Origin of the sequence: Bradyrhizobium sp. SZCCHNRI2009 (assembly GCF_032485115.1) — a bacterium.
GTDB lineage: Bacteria > Pseudomonadota > Alphaproteobacteria > Rhizobiales > Xanthobacteraceae > Bradyrhizobium.
On the sequence record NZ_JAUEUH010000001.1, the window covers coordinates 1,506,733 to 1,526,337 of the forward strand.

General features: G+C 66.0%; 15 protein-coding genes and 1 pseudogene. 4 read left to right on the forward strand and 12 right to left on the reverse strand.

Annotation, left to right across the window (positions count from 1 at the left end):
- Positions 1–10 precede the first annotated feature (10 nt).
- From QX041_RS06895 to tcuA, 9 genes are all read right to left on the reverse strand, one after another.
- On the reverse strand, positions 11–1,099 hold the full coding sequence (locus tag QX041_RS06895; RefSeq protein WP_315712206.1) for a sensor histidine kinase: 1,089 nt from the start codon (positions 1,097–1,099) through the stop codon (positions 11–13).
- On the reverse strand, positions 1,096–1,533 hold the full coding sequence (locus tag QX041_RS06900) for a response regulator (RefSeq protein ID WP_172109443.1): 438 nt from the start codon (positions 1,531–1,533) through the stop codon (positions 1,096–1,098). Before QX041_RS06900 ends, QX041_RS06895 begins: the two co-directional genes overlap by 4 nt.
- Positions 1,530–3,050, reverse strand: coding sequence for a sensor histidine kinase (locus tag QX041_RS06905; protein ID WP_315826860.1), 1,521 nt, complete (start codon positions 3,048–3,050; stop codon positions 1,530–1,532). The genes QX041_RS06900 and QX041_RS06905 overlap by 4 nt, the downstream gene beginning before the upstream one ends.
- Before the next feature lie 115 nt (positions 3,051–3,165).
- Complete coding sequence (accC, locus tag QX041_RS06910; RefSeq protein WP_315712202.1) at positions 3,166–4,515, reverse strand: acetyl-CoA carboxylase biotin carboxylase subunit; 1,350 nt, start codon at positions 4,513–4,515, stop codon at positions 3,166–3,168.
- 82 nt (positions 4,516–4,597) lie between these two features.
- On the reverse strand, positions 4,598–5,083 hold the full coding sequence (gene accB, locus QX041_RS06915) for an acetyl-CoA carboxylase biotin carboxyl carrier protein (RefSeq protein WP_316164755.1): 486 nt from the start codon (positions 5,081–5,083) through the stop codon (positions 4,598–4,600).
- Positions 5,084–5,133: 50 nt separating this feature from the next.
- Entirely contained in the window at positions 5,134–5,613 is a 480-nt protein-coding gene (aroQ, locus tag QX041_RS06920) for a type II 3-dehydroquinate dehydratase (RefSeq protein WP_315712200.1), read from the reverse strand.
- A 264-nt stretch (positions 5,614–5,877) separates the two neighbouring features.
- A complete protein-coding gene (locus QX041_RS06925) occupies positions 5,878–6,585 on the reverse strand; it encodes a DUF1236 domain-containing protein (RefSeq protein WP_315826861.1) in 708 nt (235 codons plus the stop codon).
- A 186-nt stretch (positions 6,586–6,771) separates the two neighbouring features.
- The gene (tcuB, locus tag QX041_RS06930; protein WP_316164756.1) at positions 6,772–7,869 is read right to left on the reverse strand and encodes a tricarballylate utilization 4Fe-4S protein TcuB; all 1,098 of its coding nucleotides are present in this window, start codon (positions 7,867–7,869) and stop codon (positions 6,772–6,774) included.
- A complete protein-coding gene (gene tcuA / locus QX041_RS06935; protein WP_316164757.1) occupies positions 7,856–9,271 on the reverse strand; it encodes an FAD-dependent tricarballylate dehydrogenase TcuA in 1,416 nt (471 codons plus the stop codon). The genes tcuB and tcuA overlap by 14 nt, the downstream gene beginning before the upstream one ends.
- 205 nt (positions 9,272–9,476) lie before the next feature.
- Here tcuA and QX041_RS06940 point away from each other — a divergent pair, with 205 nt between their 5' ends.
- Positions 9,477–10,148, forward strand: coding sequence for a GntR family transcriptional regulator (locus QX041_RS06940; RefSeq protein WP_315712636.1), 672 nt, complete (start codon positions 9,477–9,479; stop codon positions 10,146–10,148).
- Positions 10,149–10,270: 122 nt separating this feature from the next.
- Here the strand turns inward: QX041_RS06940 and QX041_RS06945 are convergent, their stop codons facing one another.
- Entirely contained in the window at positions 10,271–11,035 is a 765-nt protein-coding gene (locus QX041_RS06945) for a DsbA family protein (protein ID WP_315712195.1), read from the reverse strand.
- A gap of 125 nt (positions 11,036–11,160) precedes the next feature.
- Positions 11,161–12,555, reverse strand: a complete 1,395-nt coding sequence (locus tag QX041_RS06950; protein ID WP_315826863.1) for a M48 family metalloprotease — start codon at positions 12,553–12,555, stop codon at positions 11,161–11,163.
- A 152-nt stretch (positions 12,556–12,707) separates the two neighbouring features.
- On the opposite strand from QX041_RS06950, the gene QX041_RS06955 reads away from it, so the two are divergent.
- Both QX041_RS06955 and QX041_RS06960 read left to right on the forward strand, forming a co-directional pair.
- On the forward strand, positions 12,708–13,907 hold the full coding sequence (locus tag QX041_RS06955; protein ID WP_315826864.1) for a pyridoxal phosphate-dependent aminotransferase: 1,200 nt from the start codon (positions 12,708–12,710) through the stop codon (positions 13,905–13,907).
- A gap of 7 nt (positions 13,908–13,914) precedes the next feature.
- A pseudogene (locus QX041_RS06960) lies at positions 13,915–14,067 on the forward strand (dicarboxylate/amino acid:cation symporter); the annotation flags it as partial.
- 116 nt (positions 14,068–14,183) lie between these two features.
- Here the strand turns inward: QX041_RS06960 and QX041_RS06965 are convergent.
- A complete protein-coding gene (locus tag QX041_RS06965; RefSeq protein ID WP_410051853.1) occupies positions 14,184–17,417 on the reverse strand; it encodes an Rne/Rng family ribonuclease in 3,234 nt (1,077 codons plus the stop codon).
- 805 nt (positions 17,418–18,222) lie between these two features.
- On the opposite strand from QX041_RS06965, the gene QX041_RS06980 reads away from it, so the two are divergent.
- Positions 18,223–19,545, forward strand: coding sequence for an N-acetylmuramoyl-L-alanine amidase (locus QX041_RS06980; protein ID WP_316164850.1), 1,323 nt, complete (start codon positions 18,223–18,225; stop codon positions 19,543–19,545).
- Positions 19,546–19,605: the final 60 nt, after the last annotated feature.

A 19,605-nucleotide genomic window follows, 5' to 3' on the forward strand; every position in this document is an offset into this window, starting at 1 on the left:
CTGCGTCGGCTCAGCCGACCGCGGCAGCCGCGGGCTTGGGAGCATCTTTTTCGAGGCGGAAGCGGACCACGATCCTGGTGCCGGCATGGCTCGGATCGGGGCCGACGGTGGCGTCGAGCTTGGTCGCCATGGCGCTGACGATGCGCTGGCCCATTCCGGTCGAGCGCGGATCGCTGGTTGCGTTGAGGCCGACGCCGTTGTCGGCGATCGACAGCACGATGTCCTCACCTGCAAGCTTCAGCTCGACATGGATCGGGCCCGGCCCATCGGGGTAGGCGTATTTGACCGCGTTCATGACCAGCTCGTTGACGACGATACCGATCGCGACCGCGCGATCCGGGTCGATCTCGACCGGCTCCGCCTTCAGGGTCAGCCGCGACATCCGGTTGCCCTCGGCCGAGCGGCGCAGGTCGTCGAGCAGCGAATCCAGATACTGGTTGAGCAGCACGCTCTTGAGATCCTGAGACGTGTAGAGGCGGCGGTGCACCTGCGCCACGGCGGCGACGCGGCCCATTGCATTGGTGAGCGCGGCCTTGACGTCGTCCTGGGTGCTGGAGTTGGCCTGAAGATGCAGCAGCGAAGCGATGATCTGCAGCGAATTGCCGACGCGATGATTGACCTCGCGCAGCAGGACCTCGCGCTCGGCCGCCAGCGCCGCGTAGCGGTCGCGTGACGCCCGCACTTCCGCCTCCGCCTCGTCGCGGGCCTTCTGCAGCCGGGCCTGGCGCACCGCGCCTTCGGCCGCGACCTGCAGCAGGGGAATGAACTCCCCCTGCACGTCCTTGACCAGGTAGTCCGCCGCGCCGGCCTTCAGGGCCGTGACCGCGATCTTGGAATCCTGTGAGGCGGTGACGAACACCACCGGCGGCGGTTCGGGCAGCGCCATGATGCGCTCCAGCGTCTCGAGCCCGTCGAAGCCTGGCATGTACTGGTCGAGCGCCACGACGTCGATGCCGCCGCGCTCCAGCCGCTGCAAGCCCGCGCTGCCGTCGGCGGCGTGTTCCACCGTGAAGCCCAATCGCTTGAGCCCGCGCTCGACCAGCCGCGCCAGCGCTGCGTCGTCGTCGATATAGAGCAGCGTGGGGGCGGCGGAGCTCATGCGGCGGGCGGAACCTGGATGACGGAGAAGAACAGGCCGAGTTGGCGAATAGCGTTGGCGAAGCTTTCGTAGTTGACCGGCTTGGTGATGTAGACGTTGCAGCCGAGTTCGTAGCAGCGCTTGATCTCCTGCGAGTCGTCGGTCGTGGTGAGGATGACCACGGGCGCGCTCTTCAGGAAACTGTTCTGCTTGACCATCTTGAGGATGTCGATGCCGGTCATGTCCGGCAGGTTCAGGTCGAGCAGGATCAGCAATGCGTGCCCCTTGTGATCGAGGCCGGTGCCGTCAGCACCCAGCAGATACTTCACGGCATCTGTACCATTGGTGAACGGCTTGATCTCGTTGTTGACGCCGGACCGGCGGATGTTGCGCTCGATCAGGCGGGCGTGGCCTTCGTCGTCCTCGATCATGATGATCGTCACGGGCATGGTCATCGGTCTGAGTTCCGGTTTGAGGCGTTCCAGTTGATCGGGAGCGTGATGGTGAACGTGCTGCCCTGGTCGAGTTCCGACGCAACCGACATGGTTCCGCCGAGCCGGCGCACCAGCGCGCGGACATGCGCCAATCCAATCCCCTGACCCGGACGGTCCTGGGTCCCGGCGCGGCGGAACAGATCAAAGATACGTTGATGATCCCTGGGATCAATCCCCCGGCCGTTGTCCGTAACCTCGAAGATGGCAAAACCGAGCTTGGTACGGGCGCGAATGGCGATGTCGCCGGGAACGCCCGGCTTGAGATATTTGATGGCGTTGTCGATCAGGTTGGAGAAGATCTGCTCCAGCGCCAGGCGGTCGCTGACGATGGCCGGCAACGGTTCCACGCGGATGGTGGTGTCGGTTTCCGCAGCCTGATGCGCAAGCGTCGAGACGATGCCCTCGATCAGCTCGCGGGTATCGATCCGCACCGGCACGAACTCGCGGCGGCCCTCGCGGGTCAGGTTGAGGATGGCCGTGATCAGCCGGTCCATCTTGGCGATCGAGGATTTGATGAAGCCGAGCGCCTCGCTGAAATCCTCCGACAGCTGCTGGTCGGCGCCTTCGAGCTCGGGCTCGGCGCCTTCCGCCGGCGGCGGCGCGTCGGAGGCCGCCCGCGCCAGCGTCGCGATCCGCCGGAAGATGTCATTGCGCAGCTCGTCGAGCTCGCTGGTGAAGCCCATGATGTTGACGAGCGGCGAGCGCAGGTCGTGGCTCACGATATAGGCGAAGCGCTGGATCTCCTCATTGGCCTCGCGCAGGTCCGCGGTGCGCTCGTCGACGGTGGCTTCGAGGTTGAGGTTGCTCTCGCGCAGCCTGGCCTCGGCCTCGTCGCGCGCGCTGGTCGAGCGGCGCACAAGGAGCACCGAGATGATCGCGAGCAGGACGACCAGGGCCGAGCCAGTCACCGTCACGACGGTCGCCAGCTGCTGGCTGCGGTCGGCATTGGCGGTGCGCAGCACGAACAGCCGCTCTTCCTCTAGCCGCATGCGATTGGCGAGATCGCGGATGTTGATGCTGGTGTTGCCGGAAGCGGCGCTCCGCACGAGCGCGGCGGCGGCGGCGAGGTCACCCTGCGCGGCCAGGTCCTTCTCGCGCCTGAACTGGCCGAGGCGGGTGTCGATTTCGGCGCGGACCTGGCGGAGCAGCTCGACCTGGGCAGGATTGTCGGCCACGAGTGTTCCGAGCTTGTCGAGCACCGGCGCGATCGCGGTGACGGCGGCGTCGTGATCGGTCAGAAACGTATTGTCCTGGGTCAGCAGGTAGGCGCGGGCGCCGCTCTCGGCCCGGCGGACCTCGAGCAGCAGCGCGTTGATCTGGTTCTCCGCCTCGATGGTGTGCACCACCCAGGCGTTGTCTTTGCGGGCCTTGTTGACGAGCAGCACCGAGGCCGTGCTGACGACGACCAGCACCAGGAATCCCGCCGACAGCAGCAGGATTTGTCCCAGCGTGCGCCTTTGTCCAATCTCAGGCGCCACCGCTTACTCGCATGCCAATTGAAATACCTGCCCCCTCAGCGGAACCGCCGAAAGAGCAGAACGCAGTGCGGGCTGAAGGGTTCCGGCGCGTCAGTGGAATTTTGCGGTTGGCCGCTCACTCCGCCTTCTGGCCAGCGAGGTACTGTTCGAGCCAGTGGATGTGATAGTCGCCATCGATGATGGCCGGCTCGCGGACAAGGGCCCTGAACAGCGGCAGGGTGGTCTCGATGCCGTCGACGACCATCTCGTCCAGCGCGCGCCGCAGCCGCATCAGGCACTCGACCCGAGTCTTGCCGTGGACGATCAGCTTGCCGACCAGCGAGTCGTAATAGGGCGGAATCACGTAGCCCTGATACACGGCGGAATCGATGCGGACGCCGAGGCCGCCAGGCGGGTGGTACTGCAGGATCTTGCCCGGCGAGGGCCGGAAGGTGACAGGGTTTTCCGCATTGACGCGGCACTCGATGGAGTGGCCGTTGATGACAACCTGGTCCTGGGTCATCGGCAGGTCGCCGCCGGCGGCGATGCGGATCTGCTCCAGCACGAGGTCGATGCCGGTGATCATCTCCGTGACGGGATGCTCGACCTGGATGCGGGTATTCATCTCGATGAAATAGAATTCGCCGTCCTCGTAGAGGAATTCGATGGTGCCGACGCCGATATATTTCAGCTCCTGCATCGCCTTGGCGACGGTGTTGCCGATCTTGGCCCGGGCCGCTGCGTCAAGCACCGGGGAGGGGCCTTCCTCCCAGACCTTCTGATGGCGCCGCTGCAACGAGCAGTCGCGCTCGCCGAGATGGATGGCGCCGCCGCGGCCGTCGCCGAGCACCTGGATCTCGATGTGGCGCGGCTTCTGCAGATACTTCTCCAGATAGACCGAGGCGTCGCCGAACGCCGATCTCGCCTCGTTGGCCGCTGTGGTCAGCGCCAGCTGCAGGTCGGCCTCGGTGTGGGCGACCTTCATGCCGCGGCCGCCGCCGCCGGCGGCTGCCTTGACCAGCACCGGGAAGCCGATCTCCTTGGCGATCGCCATCGCGTCGTGGTCCGGAGTGACAGCGCCATCCGAGCCTGGAACGACGGGAATGCCCAGCCGCTTGGCCGTCTTCTTGGCCTCGATCTTGTCGCCCATCAGGCGGATGTGCTCCGCCTTCGGCCCGATGAAATGCAGATTGTGGTCCGCGAGAATCTCGGCGAAGCGCGCGTTCTCCGACAGGAAGCCGTAGCCGGGATGCACGGCGTCCGCGCCGGTGATCTCGCAGGCGGCGAGCAGGGCGGGAATGTTGAGATAGCTGTCCTTCGACGGCGGCGGCCCGATGCAGACGCTTTCGTCGGCGAGGCGGACATGCATCGCATCGGCGTCGGCGGTGGAATGCACCGCGACGGTGGAGATACCGAGCTCCTTGCAGGCCCTGAGGATGCGAAGGGCGATTTCGCCGCGATTGGCGATGAGGATCTTGTCGAACATGGTGCCTCGGGCGCGAGTGGCGAGTAGTGAGCGGCGAACATGGAATGGTGGACCATTCGCTTTCGCCGTCCGCTAGTCGCGCTTATTCGATGATGACGAGCGGCTCGCCGTACTCCACGGGCTGGCCGTCCTCGACCAGGATCTGCGTCACCGTCCCGGCGCGCGGTGACGGAATCTGGTTCATCGTCTTCATCGCCTCGATGATCATCAGGGTCTGACCGACGGACACCTTGGAGCCGACCTCGACGAACGGCTTGGCGCCGGGCTCGGGCGCCCAGTAGGCGGTACCGACCATGGGAGAGGGCACCACGCCGGGATGTTTTGACAAGTCCGCGCCGGCGGCTGCCGCGGTGGCGGCTGCGACCACGGGAACGCCAGCGGCGGCTGTTCCGATGGCCGAATGGACGGCCGCCGCAACGGTCACGTTGCGGGCAACGCGGATGCGAAGGCCGGCACGCTCCAGCTCGATCTCGGTCAGGCTGGTCTCATCCAGCAGCGCTGCGAGCTCGCGAATGAGCTGGCTGTCTTCGGATTTCGCGATGGTCTTGTCGTCGGGCTGGGGCGCCATGATCTGATCCGGAACGTTGGGTGCGTGAGGACTGTGACGTCAGGCTTGCGCTAGATGTCGGTCTGCGTGACGGCTTTGGCGCCGATCTTGGCGGCGAGGCCGGTGATCGCCAGCCGGTAGCCGTCGATGCCGAAGCCGCAGATCGAGGCAAACGCGGCCTTCGCGGTGAAAGAATGGTGCCGGAAGCTCTCGCGGGCGTGAATGTTGCTGATGTGCACTTCGACGGTGGGGATCTTCACCCCCATCAGCGCGTCGTGCAAGGCAATGGAGGTATGAGAGTAGGCGCCGGCATTGAGGATGATTCCGACCGCACCGCGGCTGCGGGCCTCATGGATGCAATCCACGAGCACACCCTCATGGTTCGACTGCCGGCACTCCGCCGTCAGGCCGAAGCGCGCGGCCGTCTCGACGCAGAGCCGTTCGACGTCTGCCAGGGTGGCATGGCCATAGGTCTCCGGCTCGCGGGTGCCCAGCAGGTTGAGGTTGGGTCCGTTGAGGACATAGATCGTGTTGTGCGCGGCGTCGGCCATTCCCATCCCGGCGGTGTGGCGGCAGTGGGCGGCGTTATAGGTAACAAAGCCGCCAAGGGGAAGCCTTTCGGCAGCCGGGCCGGCTGCCCGAGGCTTGGTCCGTCAGACGAAAAAACCGTCTTAAGTGTACGAAATTGCTGGTTAACCAGGTTTGTCCACGGGGCTGCACGGGCTGCGTGTGATCGCCCTTACGTGCTCTTTGCGCAATAGAATGGGGCGGGCATTGCTGCCCGCCCCATGTCCTCATCGCCTGCCTGGTCGGGATCAGGCGTCGAGAACTGCGACGATCTCGTAGGTGCGGGGATCGATCACGATGATCTGCTCACGCACCAAGATGAAGTCGTATCCGCGCCATTCCGGATAGATCGTCACGACTTCCGCAGGGAGCCGGTGGAAGTGAACGTCGCGCGGCACCCGGGTGCCGACCGAGATGTTGAAGTTCACGTTGGTCACCGGCTCGACGCGCTGGCTGCGGATCACGCTGGTGATCTTGGTGCGCTGCTCGGTCGAGAGCTTGGCGCCGGCGCCGGCCTGTCCGGTGGTGGTCTGCGACCGGTCGCTGCCGGTCTTGGTTTCGGCGTTCGTGCTGGTGCCGCTCTTGCTGTCGCGACCCTCGGCCTTCATGTTCTTGGAGCCGGCCTTGTCGGTCTCGGAGGTCGCGCCCTTGGCATTCGGACCCTTCATGCCTTCCTCGGCGCGCTGGCCCTTGGTCGCACCGGGCTTCTGCTCGGACTGACTGGAGCGCATGTCGGACGCAGGCGAGCCGCTGTCGCGATGCATCGCGCCGCCGGGCGCGTTCATGCCACCGCTCGATGCTCCGCCGGCAGCACCACCGGTCGCACCGCCCTGCATGGCTGCGCCGCCGGACTGTCCAGCTGCGCCGCCCGCACCGCCGGTACCTTGCGCATGAGCAAAACCTGCACCCGCCAGGAGCGCGATTGCAGCAACTGATACCATCAAGCGATTGGTCATCCTCTATCCTCCTCGTATTTGCACTGCCCGCGCCGACAACGGCAGGAGGTAGGAGTCGTTCCGTGCGTCGCCGATCGTTCCGGAAAAATGTCGCAGATCGCAACTTTATGAACGGATGCTCAGGGTCATGAATGCTGCATGACGACAACAGTGATCCGTTGCGTGTCGCCGGCGACTTCGCATGAGCTACGCGCCGTGACGTTCGCGCGCGTAGCGGACGAGCGCCAAGAATCGATAGAGGCCGTGCACGAACTTGCCGTAGGGCATCGTGATGAAGAGCGCGAACACCGCACCGAGATGGAGCGCGAGCAGCAGGCCCATCGTGCTGGTCTCGCGTAGCAAGAGGAGGGCGAGCCCGGTTGCGCCGGTAAGGACGAGCATCGCCAGGAACGCGACATCCATGGCGCGACTGCCCGCATCCATCATCGCAGGCTCACGCCTGCGCTTGGCGGTGTAGAGTCCGAGCGGACCGACCACGATGCCCAATCCGCCCAGCGTGCCGAGCACGACCGGCAGGTCCCACAACGGATAGGGCGCCTCACGGTGCAGAAGATAGTGATAGAGCGTCGCGACGCTGGTCGATGCGACGCAGAGCATGAAGCCCCATAACGTCAGATGGTGATAGAACCGCCGGGTGTCGCGTGGCCGCTCATCCTCATTGTAGCAGCCGACGCCGCCGCCATCGAGATAGCGCAGGCTGGCTGCGTCGCGAACGGCGCGCAGCAGTGGACGTGGGCGCGTCAAGGTCGAGCTCGGCTCGCCGATATCATTCCAGAACGCCCGAGCGCCCATGATGAAGGCGATGATGGCCCACAGGAAGGCGGCGCCGAACAACAGCGCCATCGCGTTGTGGGGCATGAGCGCGTAGAACGAGCCGGGGCCGTGCCGGCTTGCAAACACCGCGGCGGGATCGTTGAAGGCCACGATGCCGACGATGAACGCGGCCATGCTGACCACCACGATGAGCGACACCGCGAGACCATTGCGCCTGAACAGCGGCGCCAGCGCGCGCGGCCAGGCATAGTCGGCATAGCTCTCGTGCCGCACCCGGGCCAGAACGGAGGGGACGCGAACGTCGAACTCGTGCGGGGGGGAGAACTGGCAGTCGACGTAGCAGGCCCCGCAGGCATGGCAGAGATTGGCGAGATAGTTGAGGTCGCCGCCGGTGAAGGCGCGGCGCATCTCCATTGCCGGAAACACGGCGCAGAGTCCCTCGCAATAGCGGCAGGAATTGCAGATCGTCATCAGCCGATCCGCCTCGGTCAACGCCTCACTGCGCTGCATGTGTCGCTGCTCCCTGGCCGGCGATACGCCCGAACACGCTGCCGATCGTCATGCCGATTCCTGCGGCATAGCCGCGGCCGAGCACGTTGCCGGCCATGATCTCGCCTGCGGCGTACATGTTGTCGGCGGGACCGCCGGACTTCATCATCATCTTTGCGGCGTGATCGACCCGCACGCCGAGATAGGTGAAGGTAATGCCGGGCCGAACCGGATAGGCGTAGTAGGGGCCGCTATCGATGCGGCGCGCCCAATGCGATTTCGGCGGCGTCAGGTTCTCGGTGCGGCAATCGTCGAGGATGTCGGGATTGAATTGTCCGTCGCGCACCGATGCGTTGAAATGCGCGACGGTGGCGGTCAGCTTGTCCGGATCGAGGCCGAGCCTGCCGGCGAGCTCGGTGATGCTGGCCGCCTCGATCGCGGGGTAGAGCGACGGCATGAACAGGTTCGCCGATTTCGCGTCGAAGATGATGTAGGCGATCTGGTCCGGCTGAGCGGCAACCAAGCGTCCCCAGATCGCGTAGCGCTTCGGCCAGACGTCCTCGCCTTCGTCGTAGAATCGCTCAGCGTTGTTGTTGACGACGATGCCGAACACGACGCAGTCGAGCCGCGTGATGATGCCGCCGTCATATTTTGGTGCGCGCGCATCGATCGCCACCGCGTGGCACTGGGTCGGATCGCCGATGCTGTCGACGCCGGCGCCGAGCAGCATGTCGAGCACCGTGCCGCGATTGTTGGGCGTGCCGCGGATCAGGAAGTTGCGCGCGATCTCGCCCCAGCCCTCGACCAGCCTGTCGATGTTGGCTTCGAAGCCGCCCGCTGCCGCAACCAGCGCCTTGCCGCAGATCCGCGTCCTGGCGTCACGCTGCCGGATGATCGCAGCGTCGAAACGGGTCTCATCGATGTCGAGCCCGACGACCTCCGCCTCATACAGCACGTCGACGCCGAGCCGCTCGGCGGTGAGATACAACGCGTTGAGCATGGCCCGGCCGCCGCCCAGGAAGAACGAGTTGGTCCGCCCTAAGCTCAGCGTCCCGCCGAGCGACGGCTGGAAACGCACGCCCTGTGCGACGATCCAGTCGAGCATGTCCTTGGACTCGCGGATCATCAGACGCGCCAGTTGTTCGTTGGTCTGGCCTTCGGTGACGCGCAGGAGATCGTCCCAGAACTCGTCCTCGGTGTAGGGGCCGCTCAACGTCGCGGTCGCCGCGTCATGGGCGCAGCGCATGTTGCGGGTGTGGCGCGTATTGCCACCGCGATAGAACTTGGAGGCGGCCTCCAGCAAGATGACCGAGGCCCCGGCGCGCCGTGCCGCAATGGCGGCGCAGAGGGCTGCGTTGCCGCCGCCGACCACGACGACGTCGTAGGTCAGGGGATGGTCGGCGAGATCGCTCTGATCAGTCATTGCAGGCCCTCGCGGACGCAAGGCGGCGGGGCCTGGATCGGCTTTGGTCCGCACAGCAACGCCATCGGCATGTCAGCCGTCGGCCAAGCGATGATGGATGGTACGGAAGTAAAGGCTACAGTGGGCATAGAATTAGTATGCTATTGTATACAAAAACATGCAAGATAGGCTGTTGTTCGCAACGAGATTGTGAAATGGTGACCCCATGTCCTCGGAAGCGCCATCGCTCACCATCGATCGTGACAACGTCTCTCTCGGCGAAGCGGTATTTCGTGCGCTGTGCCATGCGCTGGAGAACGGCTTCTATCGCTCCGGCGATCGGCTGCGTGAGGACGAGGTCGCCCAGAAGCTGAACGTCAGCCGGACGCCGGTCCGTGAGGCCTTCGGCAAGCTGGTGGCCAAGGGGTGGGTGCAGCCGGCTGGTGGACGCGGCCTGATCGTGCGCAGTCTCGACGAGAATGAAGTCCTCGAGCTGTACGCGATGCGGGAAATTCTCGAAGGCGCCGCCGCCCGGCTCGCCGCGCAGTATGCCGTGTCGGCCGAGATCGCGGCGCTCCGCGACATTCATGCACGCTTTGTCAGCGGGGGGGACGACGCCGCCGAGCTAGCGCGGCTGAACCGGCTGATGCACGGTGCGATCCAGCGCGCGGCGCGCAACCGCTACCTCGATGCCGCCCTCGAGGACATGCATGTCGCGACAGCGCTGCTGGGAACCACGACGTTTGCGGCCGAAGGACGTGCGGCAACTGCCGCGGCCGAGCATGGTGAGCTGATCGAAGCGATCGCGATCCGCGATCCCGATCGGGCCGAGGCGATTGCACGCGGGCACATCCGCGAGGCACTTCGAACCCGGCTCGGCATGAAGCTGAAGGGATAGGCGAGGGCGCTGCCGCCACCCGGCTGCCGCTTCGCCACCGGCTCACGGCAAAAGCAGAAGGCCGGCTGGGACAGCCGGCCTTCGATTGATCCCGTGATGGCGAGACGCTTTGGCAGAGATGCTCAGCAGCTCGCCTTGCCGCAGCGGGCCGCGCTGATCTTCTCGCGCAGGCCCTCGACGCCGACGGCGCCGATCACGACCTGCTTGCCGATCACGTAGCTCGGCGTCCCGTTCATGCCCATCTCCTCGGCGAGCTTGAAGTTTTCCTCGATCGTCGCCTTGGCCTCGGGGCTCGCCATGTCCTTCTCGACGCGCGCCATGTCGAGCCCGAGATCCTTGGCGACCGCGAGCGCATGGGCCTTGTCGGCCTGGCCGCGGCCGCCGAGCAGCTTCTGGTGGAAGTCGAGATATTTCTGCGGGGCCTGCATGCGAACGGCAACGGCGACCTGCGCGGCCTCGACGGAGCCCTGGCTCAGCACGGGAAATTCCTTGAGCACGACCTTCAGCTTCGGGTCGCTCTTCATCAGCTCCATCATGTCGGCCATCGCGCGCTTGCAGTAGCCGCAATTGTAGTCGAAGAACTCGACGAAGGTGACGTCGCCATCCTTGTTGCCGAGCACGACGCCGCGCGGCGAGTTGAAGATGGTCTCGGCGTTCTTGCTGACGCTGGCCTCGTGCTTGGCCGCCTCGGCTGCCGTCTGGCGCTTCTGCAGCTCGGCCATCGCCTCTTCGAGCACCTCGGGATGCGCGATCAGGTAGTTTCGGACGATGGTCTCGATCTCGCCCCGCTGGCTGTCGGAGAAGCTCTCCGCCGACGCGAGCTGAGGCACGCCGCAGAGCGAAAGCGCGAGCAACATCGCGGGAATGAGCGTGCGGACTGACGGCATGAAGGAGGTCCTCTGGGTCAAATGATCGGGTCCTTGTCGATGGTCGTGACGGTATTTTGATATTCTGGATCGGATGATAGCAGTAGTTCAAAACTTCAGCGGGCGCCAACTCCGCTGTCCGACACCTACTGGCCGGAAAGCGGCTTTGCCATGACGATGTCGTCGGCCCTGACCCAGCCCGGCGAGCCGACCGCGAAGCGGGTTTTTGCACGCGAGGCAAGCTCGCGCGCCGTCTTGTTGTCGCCACGCAGGAAGGCGGCCTGCGCCGAGGCGAGATCCGCCTCCGCATAATCGCCCTTGCGACCGTAGGCCATCGCGAGCTGGGAATAGCCGAGCGGCGCCTCGGATTCGCGCGCGACCGCCGCGCGCAAGATCGAGATCGCCTCGTCAGTGTAGGCCTTGTTCTCGGATGCCACCAAGGCCTGACCAAGTAACATCTCGATGAGCGGGGCGTTATTGGACAGGTGCACCGCCTTGCGCAGCGGGGCGATCGCCTCAGTGGGGCGGCCGCCCTCCAGCAGGGCCTGGCCGCGGACCTCGTAGAAATAGGCGTTGTTGGGTTGCACCTGGATCAGGGCATCGATCTGGCTCAGGGCGCTGCGCAGGTCGCCATGCAGGTAGGTGGAGATTGCCCTGGCGTAGCGGGCGGGCAGGCCGGTGTCCGACAATGGATAGCGCCGCGCCACCGTGTCCGGCCGTTCCATGAAGGCCGAGATCTTGGCACGGACCATGTCGTGGCGGAGCTGCAATGCGGGGTCGTCCTTCTTGTCCCAATAGGGGCTTTGACGCGCGAGGCCCTCGAGCGCCTCGACGCGATCGGCCGGCATCGGATGTGATTGCAGATAGGGGTCGGCGCCGCGCGCGGCGAACAGGCTCTCATTGGTGAAGCGCTTGAACGTCTCGTACATGCCCTTCGGCGATTGCGCTGTCGCAGTGAGGAATTTCACCCCCGCGCGGTCGGCGTTCTCCTCCTGCTGACGCTGATACGACAACAGCGATCGGCGGATGACCTCGCCCGGGGCCGACAGCGTCGCGGCGCCGGCATTGGCAAGGCCGCTGCCGCCGCCGCGCGCGCCGACCGCGAGGGCGCCGGCGCCGAGAATGGTGGCGATGATCATCTGGGTCTGGGCGGTGGCGAGCTGCTGGCGCAGCTTGGCGAGATGGCCGCCGGCGAGATGGCCGGTCTCGTGCGCGAGAACGCCGATCAGCTGGTTCGGATTTTCCGACTGCAGGATGGCGCCGTAATTGACGAAGATGCGGCGGCCGTCGGCAACGAACGCGTTGAAGGACGCATCGTTGATGATGACCATCTGGATGTTCTGCTTTTCGAGCCCGGCGACGCGCAGGATCGGCCGGGTATATTCACGCAGCAGCACCTCGGTCTCGGTGTCGCGCAGGATCGGCGGTCCCTTGCCTTGCTGCGCCGACGCAGGCGCGAGCGGCGCCAGCGTCACGGCCGCCGCGACGACCGCGGCAAGCCCGCCGGACAGTTTCTTGCGAAGCACGATACGGAGCGACATCAGGCGATCTTTGCAATTGGCGCGAGGCGCGAGACGGGCTATTGCCCACCAAACGGCGGAATGCGGCTCATCTGCGGCGAACGAGGCCCATGGGCTGACCCCGACCGGTTCACGGAGCGGGTCCGAACAGCCGCGGTCAATAGCAGATATCGATGGTGGATGCGACAGTGATACCGACATTGGAACAGCGGATCGCCGACCTGACGGCACCGTCCGCGCGCAGCAATGTTCCGCCGTTCATGGTGATGGACGTGATGGCTGCGGCCGAGCGGATCGAGGCGGGCGGTGGACATGTCATCCACATGGAGGTCGGCCAACCGGCGGCGCCTGCGCCACGAGCGGCCATTGCGGCCGCGCATGCCGCGCTCGATCAGGCCCGCATCGACTACACCTCGGCGCTCGGTCTGCTGTCGCTGCGACAGCGAATCGCGCGGCACTATCGCGAGACGCACGCTTGCGAGGTCGATCCGGCGCGGATCGTGATCACGACGGGATCCTCGGCCGGATTCATCCTGGCGTTCCTGGCCATGTTCGAGCCCGGCGACCGCGTGGCCGTGACCGTGCCGGGCTATCCGCCCTATCGCCATATCCTGACGGCGCTGGGCTGCGAGCCGGTGCTGATCGAGACCACGGCGGAGAACCGTCACGCCCTGACCGGCGAAGCGCTGCTCGCCGCGCACCGCAAGACGCCGCTGAAGGGTGTGCTGGTGGCAAGTCCCGCCAATCCGACCGGCACCATGATGTCGCGTGAGGCGCTGGGCGGTGTCATCGCAGCCGCACGCGACGCCGGCATCCGCTTCATCTCCGACGAGATCTATCATGGTCTGGACTACGCGTTTCCGGCGGTGACGGCGGCGGAGCTGTCGCGCGAGGCCCTGATCATCAACTCGTTCTCGAAGTACTTCTGCATGACGGGCTGGCGCATCGGCTGGATGGTGGTGCCAGATGCGCTGGTGCGGCCGATCGAGCGTCTGCAACAGAACCTCGCGATCTCGGTTCCGACCCTGTCGCAGATCGCGGCGGAAGCGGCGTTCGACGGCCGGACCGAAATGGAGGCCATCAAGCACGGTTACCAGGAGAACCGGCACATCCTGATCGAGGGTTTCCCGAAGGCCGGCCTGACCCGGTTCCTGCCGGCCGACGGCGCCTTCTACCTCTATGCCGACGTGTCCGACTTCACCTCCGACAGTTTCGACTTCGCCAAGCGGATGCTGGAGGAGACCCATGTGGCGGCCACGCCGGGCGTCGACTTCGATCCGATCCACGGCCGCAGCTTCGTGCGCTTTTCCTATGCGCGTTCGGCCGAGGACATGCGTGAGGCGGTGGCCCGGATCGCGCGCTGGTTAGGCTAGGGCGCGCGAGCCGCGTGCACTGACCAACATCATCGGCAACGGCATCGCCGCCGTGTTCGTCTCGTGGCGCGAAGACGAACTCGACCATGATCTCCTGCAGCGACGGCTCAATCAGCAGATCGATCCGTCGGATGTCGAGCCGGCCGTGACGACCGGCTGAGCGGCCTCCGGTCGGTCGTCACGGTCAAGAACGATCGCCATACGAAGAACGCCATATGAAAAACGCCCGGCCAATCTGGCCGGGCGTTTTGCATCGAAGCGTCGGAGAGCGGGGGCTTACTGCCCGCCACCGAAACGGCGGGACCACCAGCCGGCCCGGCGCGGGGCCGCAGGGGACGAGGAATCGGTGGCCGCCGGTTCGGAGGCAACCGGTCCGGACGCCGCGACGTCGACAGCCGGAGTGGGTGCGCTGCTCTCGGCGACGTTGACGGCTGAAACCGCGCCCTCCGGCCTCGGCTCGGTGAGGAAGCTGACCTTCTCGCGAACCGTTGAACGGCGTGGGGTCTTCTCGGATTCCGTCTTCGGAGCCTCGGTCTGCTGCACTTCGGGCTGTCCCGGAGCAGCCTGTGGCATGGGCACGGAGGCGCCAGCGACGGACTCATCGGCCTCGGTTGCGGCCGACGCATGGACTGGCGCCGCAGGTTCTGCCGGCTCTTCCTCGTCGTGGTGGGAAGCGCCATCGCCGTCGAAATCGGCCACGGCGGCTTCTGCCTCCGATGCCGAAGCCGGCGCGAGCTCGTCGCCGATCGACGCGGCGAGACCTTCTTCCGCGCCACCGCGCCGACGGCGACCGCCGCGGCGTCCACGCCGGCGCGGACGCCGCTCGCCGCCAGGCTGATCCGTCTGCTCGCCTTGTGCGAACGCAGGCTGTTCCTCCGACTCGTCGTCTTCGCCGTCGGTGTCCTCGGCTGACTGCTCGGCGGCAGAGCCCGGCTCGGCGGACTGCAGTCCGGCCGTGCCTTCTGGGAGCGCGCCCTCGCGGGCCTCGCTGCCGCGGCCACGCCGGCGCCGTCGCCGCTTGCGGCGCGCGCCGTCCCGCTCGCCTTCGGCTGCGCTGCCGTCGGCTGCGTCCTCGGACAGGCCTTCGGTCTCCTCGGTCTCGACCTCGGATTCCGTCTCGATGTCGAACGGTTCTTCCTCGTCGTAGATTTCCTCGGCCGCCAGCGGCGGGGCAGAGGCCTGCGCGGCGAGCAGCGCCTTGGCGGCCTCGAGCGTGTGCACCTGCTCGCCCCGATCGATGATGAAGGATTGCTGGCCGCTCACGCTCGGATCGGCGATGACGGCGAGCGAGACCTTGAAGCTGTTCTCGAGGTCACGCAGATGGCCGCGCTTGTGATTGAGCACGTAGAGCGCCACCTCGGTGCGGGTGCGGACCACGAGATTGTGGGTGGCGCCCTTCATCAGCGTCTCTTCGAGGCTGCGCAGCAGTTGCAGCGCCACCGAGGACACCGAGCGCACGTGACCGGTGCCGCCGCAATGCGCGCACGGCTCGGTCGAGCTTTCGAGCACGCTGGCCCGGATGCGCTGCCGCGACATCTCCAGAAGGCCGAAATGTGAGATCCGGCCGACCTGGATGCGCGCGCGATCCTGCCGCAGACAGTCCGACAGCTTGCGTTCCACGGAGCGATTGTTGCGCTTCTCGTCCATGTCGATGAAGTCGATGACGATCAGCCCGGCCAGGTCGCGCAAACGGAGCTGCCGCGCCACTTCCTCGGCCGCCTCCATATTGGTCTTGAGCGCCGTGTCCTCGATGTGATGCTCGCGCGTGGCGCGGCCGGAGTTCACGTCAATCGAGACCAGCGCCTCGGTCTGGTTGAGCACGATATAGCCGCCCGAGCGCAGCTGAACGGTCGGCGAGAACATCGCGTCGAGCTGGCTCTCGACGCCCATCCGCGAGAACAGTGGCTGGCCGTCGCGATACTGCTTCACCGCCCGGACATTGGTCGGCATCAGCATCTTCATGAAATCGTGCGCCTCGCGGTAGCCGTCTTCGCCGGCCACGAGGATCTCGTCGATTTCCTTGTTGTAGAGGTCGCGCAGCGAGCGCTTGATCAGCGAGCCTTCCTCATACACGAGGGTCGGGGCCTGCGACTTCAGGGTCATGTCGCGGACCGTTTCCCAGAGACGCAGCAGATATTCGAAGTCGCGCTTGATCTCGGGCTTGGTGCGGTTGGCGCCGGCGGTGCGCAGGATCACGCCCATGCCCTCGGGCACGTCGAGGTCCTGCACCACTTCCTTCAGGCGCGAGCGGTCCTGCGCCGAGGTGATCTTGCGGCTGATGCCGCCACCGCGCGCCGTGTTGGGCATCAGCACGGCATAGCGGCCGGCCAGCGACAGATAGGTCGTCAGCGCCGCGCCCTTGTTGCCGCGCTCCTCCTTCACGACCTGCACCAGCATCACCTGGCGGCGCTTGATGACTTCCTGGATCTTGTACTGCCGGCGCGGACGGAAGGTGCGCTCCGGCACTTCCTCCAGCACGTCATCGCCGCCGACGGATTCGACGAGCTCTTCCTCGATCTCCTCGCCGTCGTCCTCGTCGTCCTCATGGTCGCCGGACGCGGTGTCGGAGCCGTTCTCGTCGCCGGGCACGATGGTGACGCCGTGATCAGCATGTTCGCCCACGGCAGCGACGTCATCGTCGTCGTGCTCATCGTGATCATGCTCATGATGGTGGTATTCGTGATGTTCGTGCTCATCATGTTCGTGCTCGCCGTCATGATGCTCGTCGTGACCGTGGTGCTCATGGTCATGCTCGTCTGCCGCGACAGCCGGGCTGGCCGCCTCGGCAGCGTGCGAGCCGCCGGTCTGCGCGCTCGCGGCCTCCGCAGCTTCGCCGGAGGGCTGCTCGGCAGCAGCGTCATGGTCCTGCGCGGCGACGGCATCAGGCTGGCGGTCGGCATGCTCGCGCGATTCATCGGCTGCGCCCTGCCGAGCTTCGCCCGAGGCGTCCCGACCTTGAGCCTCGACCGGGCCTTCGGAGAAGCCCTGCGCCTCGCTGGGAGCGGTCGCGTCGGCGTGCGGCTGATCGTCCTGCGCATAGGCGTGGTGGTCTTGCGCCTCGTGGTCGGCCTCGTGCCCTTCGGTCGGGGCAGGGAGGCCCGCCTCGGCGGCCTCGACGATCTCGCTCTGGACCCGTTCGCCGCTGCCGCGGCGCCGTGAACTGCGGTGCCGGTTGCGGCGGCGGTTGGAGCGGTTCTCGCTTTCCTCTTCGGCTTCGCGGTGCGCGCGCTCCTCGGCCTCGATCAGAGCCTGCCGGTCGGCGACCGGGATCTGATAGTAGTCCGGATGGATTTCGCTGAAGGCCAGGAAGCCGTGGCGGTTGCCGCCATACTCGACGAAGGCGGCCTGCAGCGAGGGCTCGACCCGCGTAACCTTGGCCAGGTAGATGTTGCCGCGGAGCTGCTTGCGTTGGGCCGTTTCGAAATCAAATTCCTCGACGCGGTTGCCGCGGACGACAACGACCCGGGTCTCTTCCGGGTGGGTAGCATCGATCAACATCTTGTTGGGCATATTGGAACTCTTGGAGGCGACGGGCGCGATTGGCCGCGAGCGCGTGGCGCGCTGTCGGATGACGCGACGGTCCACCTGATTCGGGGGTGAGGGGAAGGCCTAAACGCAGCTGGTCGCGCCGCGCCAACCCTGATGCCGGCGGGGCGATTGGCCGGACGGGGGTCTGGCCCCGCATCGGCGCGGATCGTCCGCTGGTCATGGTTGGCAACTCAGTCTGGCGCATCAAGCGTCGGCCCGTCTGGAATATGTGGGCGGCAGCGGGTGCCGCCTTCTCTGTTGCCGAAGGCCAGATTGCGCCGAAACGCTTGCCTGGATCGAATACCCACCCTGTCACGGGTGCGGTATCAGGCTATACCGTGTCTGACCTGGTGCCCGGGCGGTCTCTGCGAGGAGGCGCCCTGACAGGCGCCACTCGGCTCGTGACCGGCTCTCCGTTGCGGCCGCGCGGGATCGCGCAGGCTTTGGTGGAGCGTCGGAAAGGCGCTGGACTCTTCGCAACGACCGAGGACCCGATATCGAGCACCCCGATCACGAAGCTTCCGGCGTTTCACCGGAGGTTGAACGCGACACAACCGGCAGTAAGGATTAGCCTTCAGCCCTTCGTACATACGAGGAATGGTCAGGTCGCGCAAGCGAAGCGTCGCGGAACCGCAACAATCGGTGGCCTTTAACGAAAATGACAAAATTTGGCGGTTAACCCCTGGGATTGGTTGCGGTAAGACGATCCCGCGGAGGCATCGATTTGGCAATTGGCCGGGCGAATTACCTTTCCTTGCTGGGATGCGCGTCGCTGTGCGTCACGCAAATGTTATGTGCGGCGGTCATTCCGGCCCGCGCCCAGAGCGGGCCGGTCGGCCAGGTGTCGCCTGCCGTGGTCGGGCCCGGGTTCCCCATCGCCACCGACGCACGGGTCGCCGGCGATTCCCGACAGACCCGATTCGTGCTCGATCTCGACCGGACGGTGCCGTTTCGAACCTTCCTGCTCAGCGAACCCTATCGCGTCGTCGTCGACCTGCCCCAGGTCAGCTTTCATCTGCCCACTGGAGCCGGGACCAGCGGCCGTGGTTTGGTGAAGGCGTTCCGCTATGGGATGGTGATGCCCGGTGGGTCCCGCATCGTCTTCGATCTCACCGGCCCGGCTCGAATCGCCAACTCCACGGTGCTGGATGCCGCCAACGGTCAGCCGCCGCGGCTGGTGCTCGAACTGGAGGAGGTCGACGAGGCGACCTTCGCCCGCGCCATCGGCAGCGACAGCCGTCTTGCGCCCAGGCCTGCCGATTCGGGGTCCGCGACGGCGTCGGTCGCGGTCGCAGGAAACCCTGCGCCGGCAGTTCGGCCGCCGCCGACGACGGTCGCCATCGCTCCCCCTCCGACGGATGGTCCGCCGGACACCCGGCCCGTGGTCGTGATCGACCCCGGTCATGGTGGTATCGACTACGGCACCCAGGGCGGCGAGGTGCCGGAGAAGAATCTGGTGCTCGCCTTCGGCCAGGCGCTGCGCGACCGGCTGGAACGGTCGGGCAAGTTCCGCGTGATCATGACTCGCGACGACGACACCTTCATCCCGCTTGGAGACCGGGTCCGCATCGCCCAGAAGCAGTCGGCGGCTCTGTTCGTCTCCATCCACGCCGATGCGCTGCCGCGAGGTGAGGGCACTGCGCAGGGCGCGACCATCTATACGCTGTCGGACAAGGCGTCTGACGTCGAGGCGGAACGGCTGGCCGAGGCCGAGAACCGGGCCGACCAGATCGGCGGGGTCAATCTGACCGAGGAGCCGGCCGACGTCGCCGACATCCTGATCGATCTGGCCCGCCGGGAAACCCGCACGTTTTCCAACAGGTTCGCCCGTGTGCTGATGAACGACATGAAGACGGCGGTGCATATGCATAAGCGCCCGCTGAAATCGGCCGGTTTCCGCGTGCTCAAGGCGCCCGACGTGCCATCCGTGCTGGTCGAACTCGGCTATGTCTCCAATAAGGGCGATATGGGGAACCTGGTCTCCGACGCATGGCGGTCGCGCACGGCGGACGCAATGGCGCGGGCGATCGATGCCTTTCTGGCCAAGCGCATCGCCAACGCGGGCCCCGAGAGGCCGGACAAGCCGGCGGCGGTACGCGCAAAGCCCTAGTTTGGCCACAGCAACATCCGTATAAACGTGCTGCGAGGCACCCGGAATCAGTGAGGATTC

Coding starts and splice junctions, on each gene's coding strand:
- QX041_RS06895 (WP_315712206.1), bottom strand. CDS start 1,099: ATGAGCTCCGCCGCCCCCACGCTGCTCTATATCGACGACGACGCAGCG.
- QX041_RS06900 (WP_172109443.1), bottom strand. CDS start 1,533: ATGACCATGCCCGTGACGATCATCATGATCGAGGACGACGAAGGCCAC.
- accC (WP_315712202.1), bottom strand. CDS start 4,515: ATGTTCGACAAGATCCTCATCGCCAATCGCGGCGAAATCGCCCTTCGC.
- accB (WP_316164755.1), bottom strand. CDS start 5,083: ATGGCGCCCCAGCCCGACGACAAGACCATCGCGAAATCCGAAGACAGC.
- aroQ (WP_315712200.1), bottom strand. CDS start 5,613: ATGGCCGACGCCGCGCACAACACGATCTATGTCCTCAACGGACCCAAC.
- QX041_RS06925 (WP_315826861.1), bottom strand. CDS start 6,585: ATGACCAATCGCTTGATGGTATCAGTTGCTGCAATCGCGCTCCTGGCG.
- tcuB (WP_316164756.1), bottom strand. CDS start 7,869: ATGCAGCGCAGTGAGGCGTTGACCGAGGCGGATCGGCTGATGACGATC.
- tcuA (WP_316164757.1), bottom strand. CDS start 9,271: ATGACTGATCAGAGCGATCTCGCCGACCATCCCCTGACCTACGACGTC.
- QX041_RS06940 (WP_315712636.1), top strand. CDS start 9,477: ATGTCCTCGGAAGCGCCATCGCTCACCATCGATCGTGACAACGTCTCT.
- QX041_RS06945 (WP_315712195.1), bottom strand. CDS start 11,035: ATGCCGTCAGTCCGCACGCTCATTCCCGCGATGTTGCTCGCGCTTTCG.
- QX041_RS06950 (WP_315826863.1), bottom strand. CDS start 12,555: ATGTCGCTCCGTATCGTGCTTCGCAAGAAACTGTCCGGCGGGCTTGCC.
- QX041_RS06955 (WP_315826864.1), top strand. CDS start 12,708: ATGGTGGATGCGACAGTGATACCGACATTGGAACAGCGGATCGCCGAC.
- QX041_RS06965 (WP_410051853.1), bottom strand. CDS start 17,417: ATGCCCAACAAGATGTTGATCGATGCTACCCACCCGGAAGAGACCCGG.
- QX041_RS06980 (WP_316164850.1), top strand. CDS start 18,223: ATGTTATGTGCGGCGGTCATTCCGGCCCGCGCCCAGAGCGGGCCGGTC.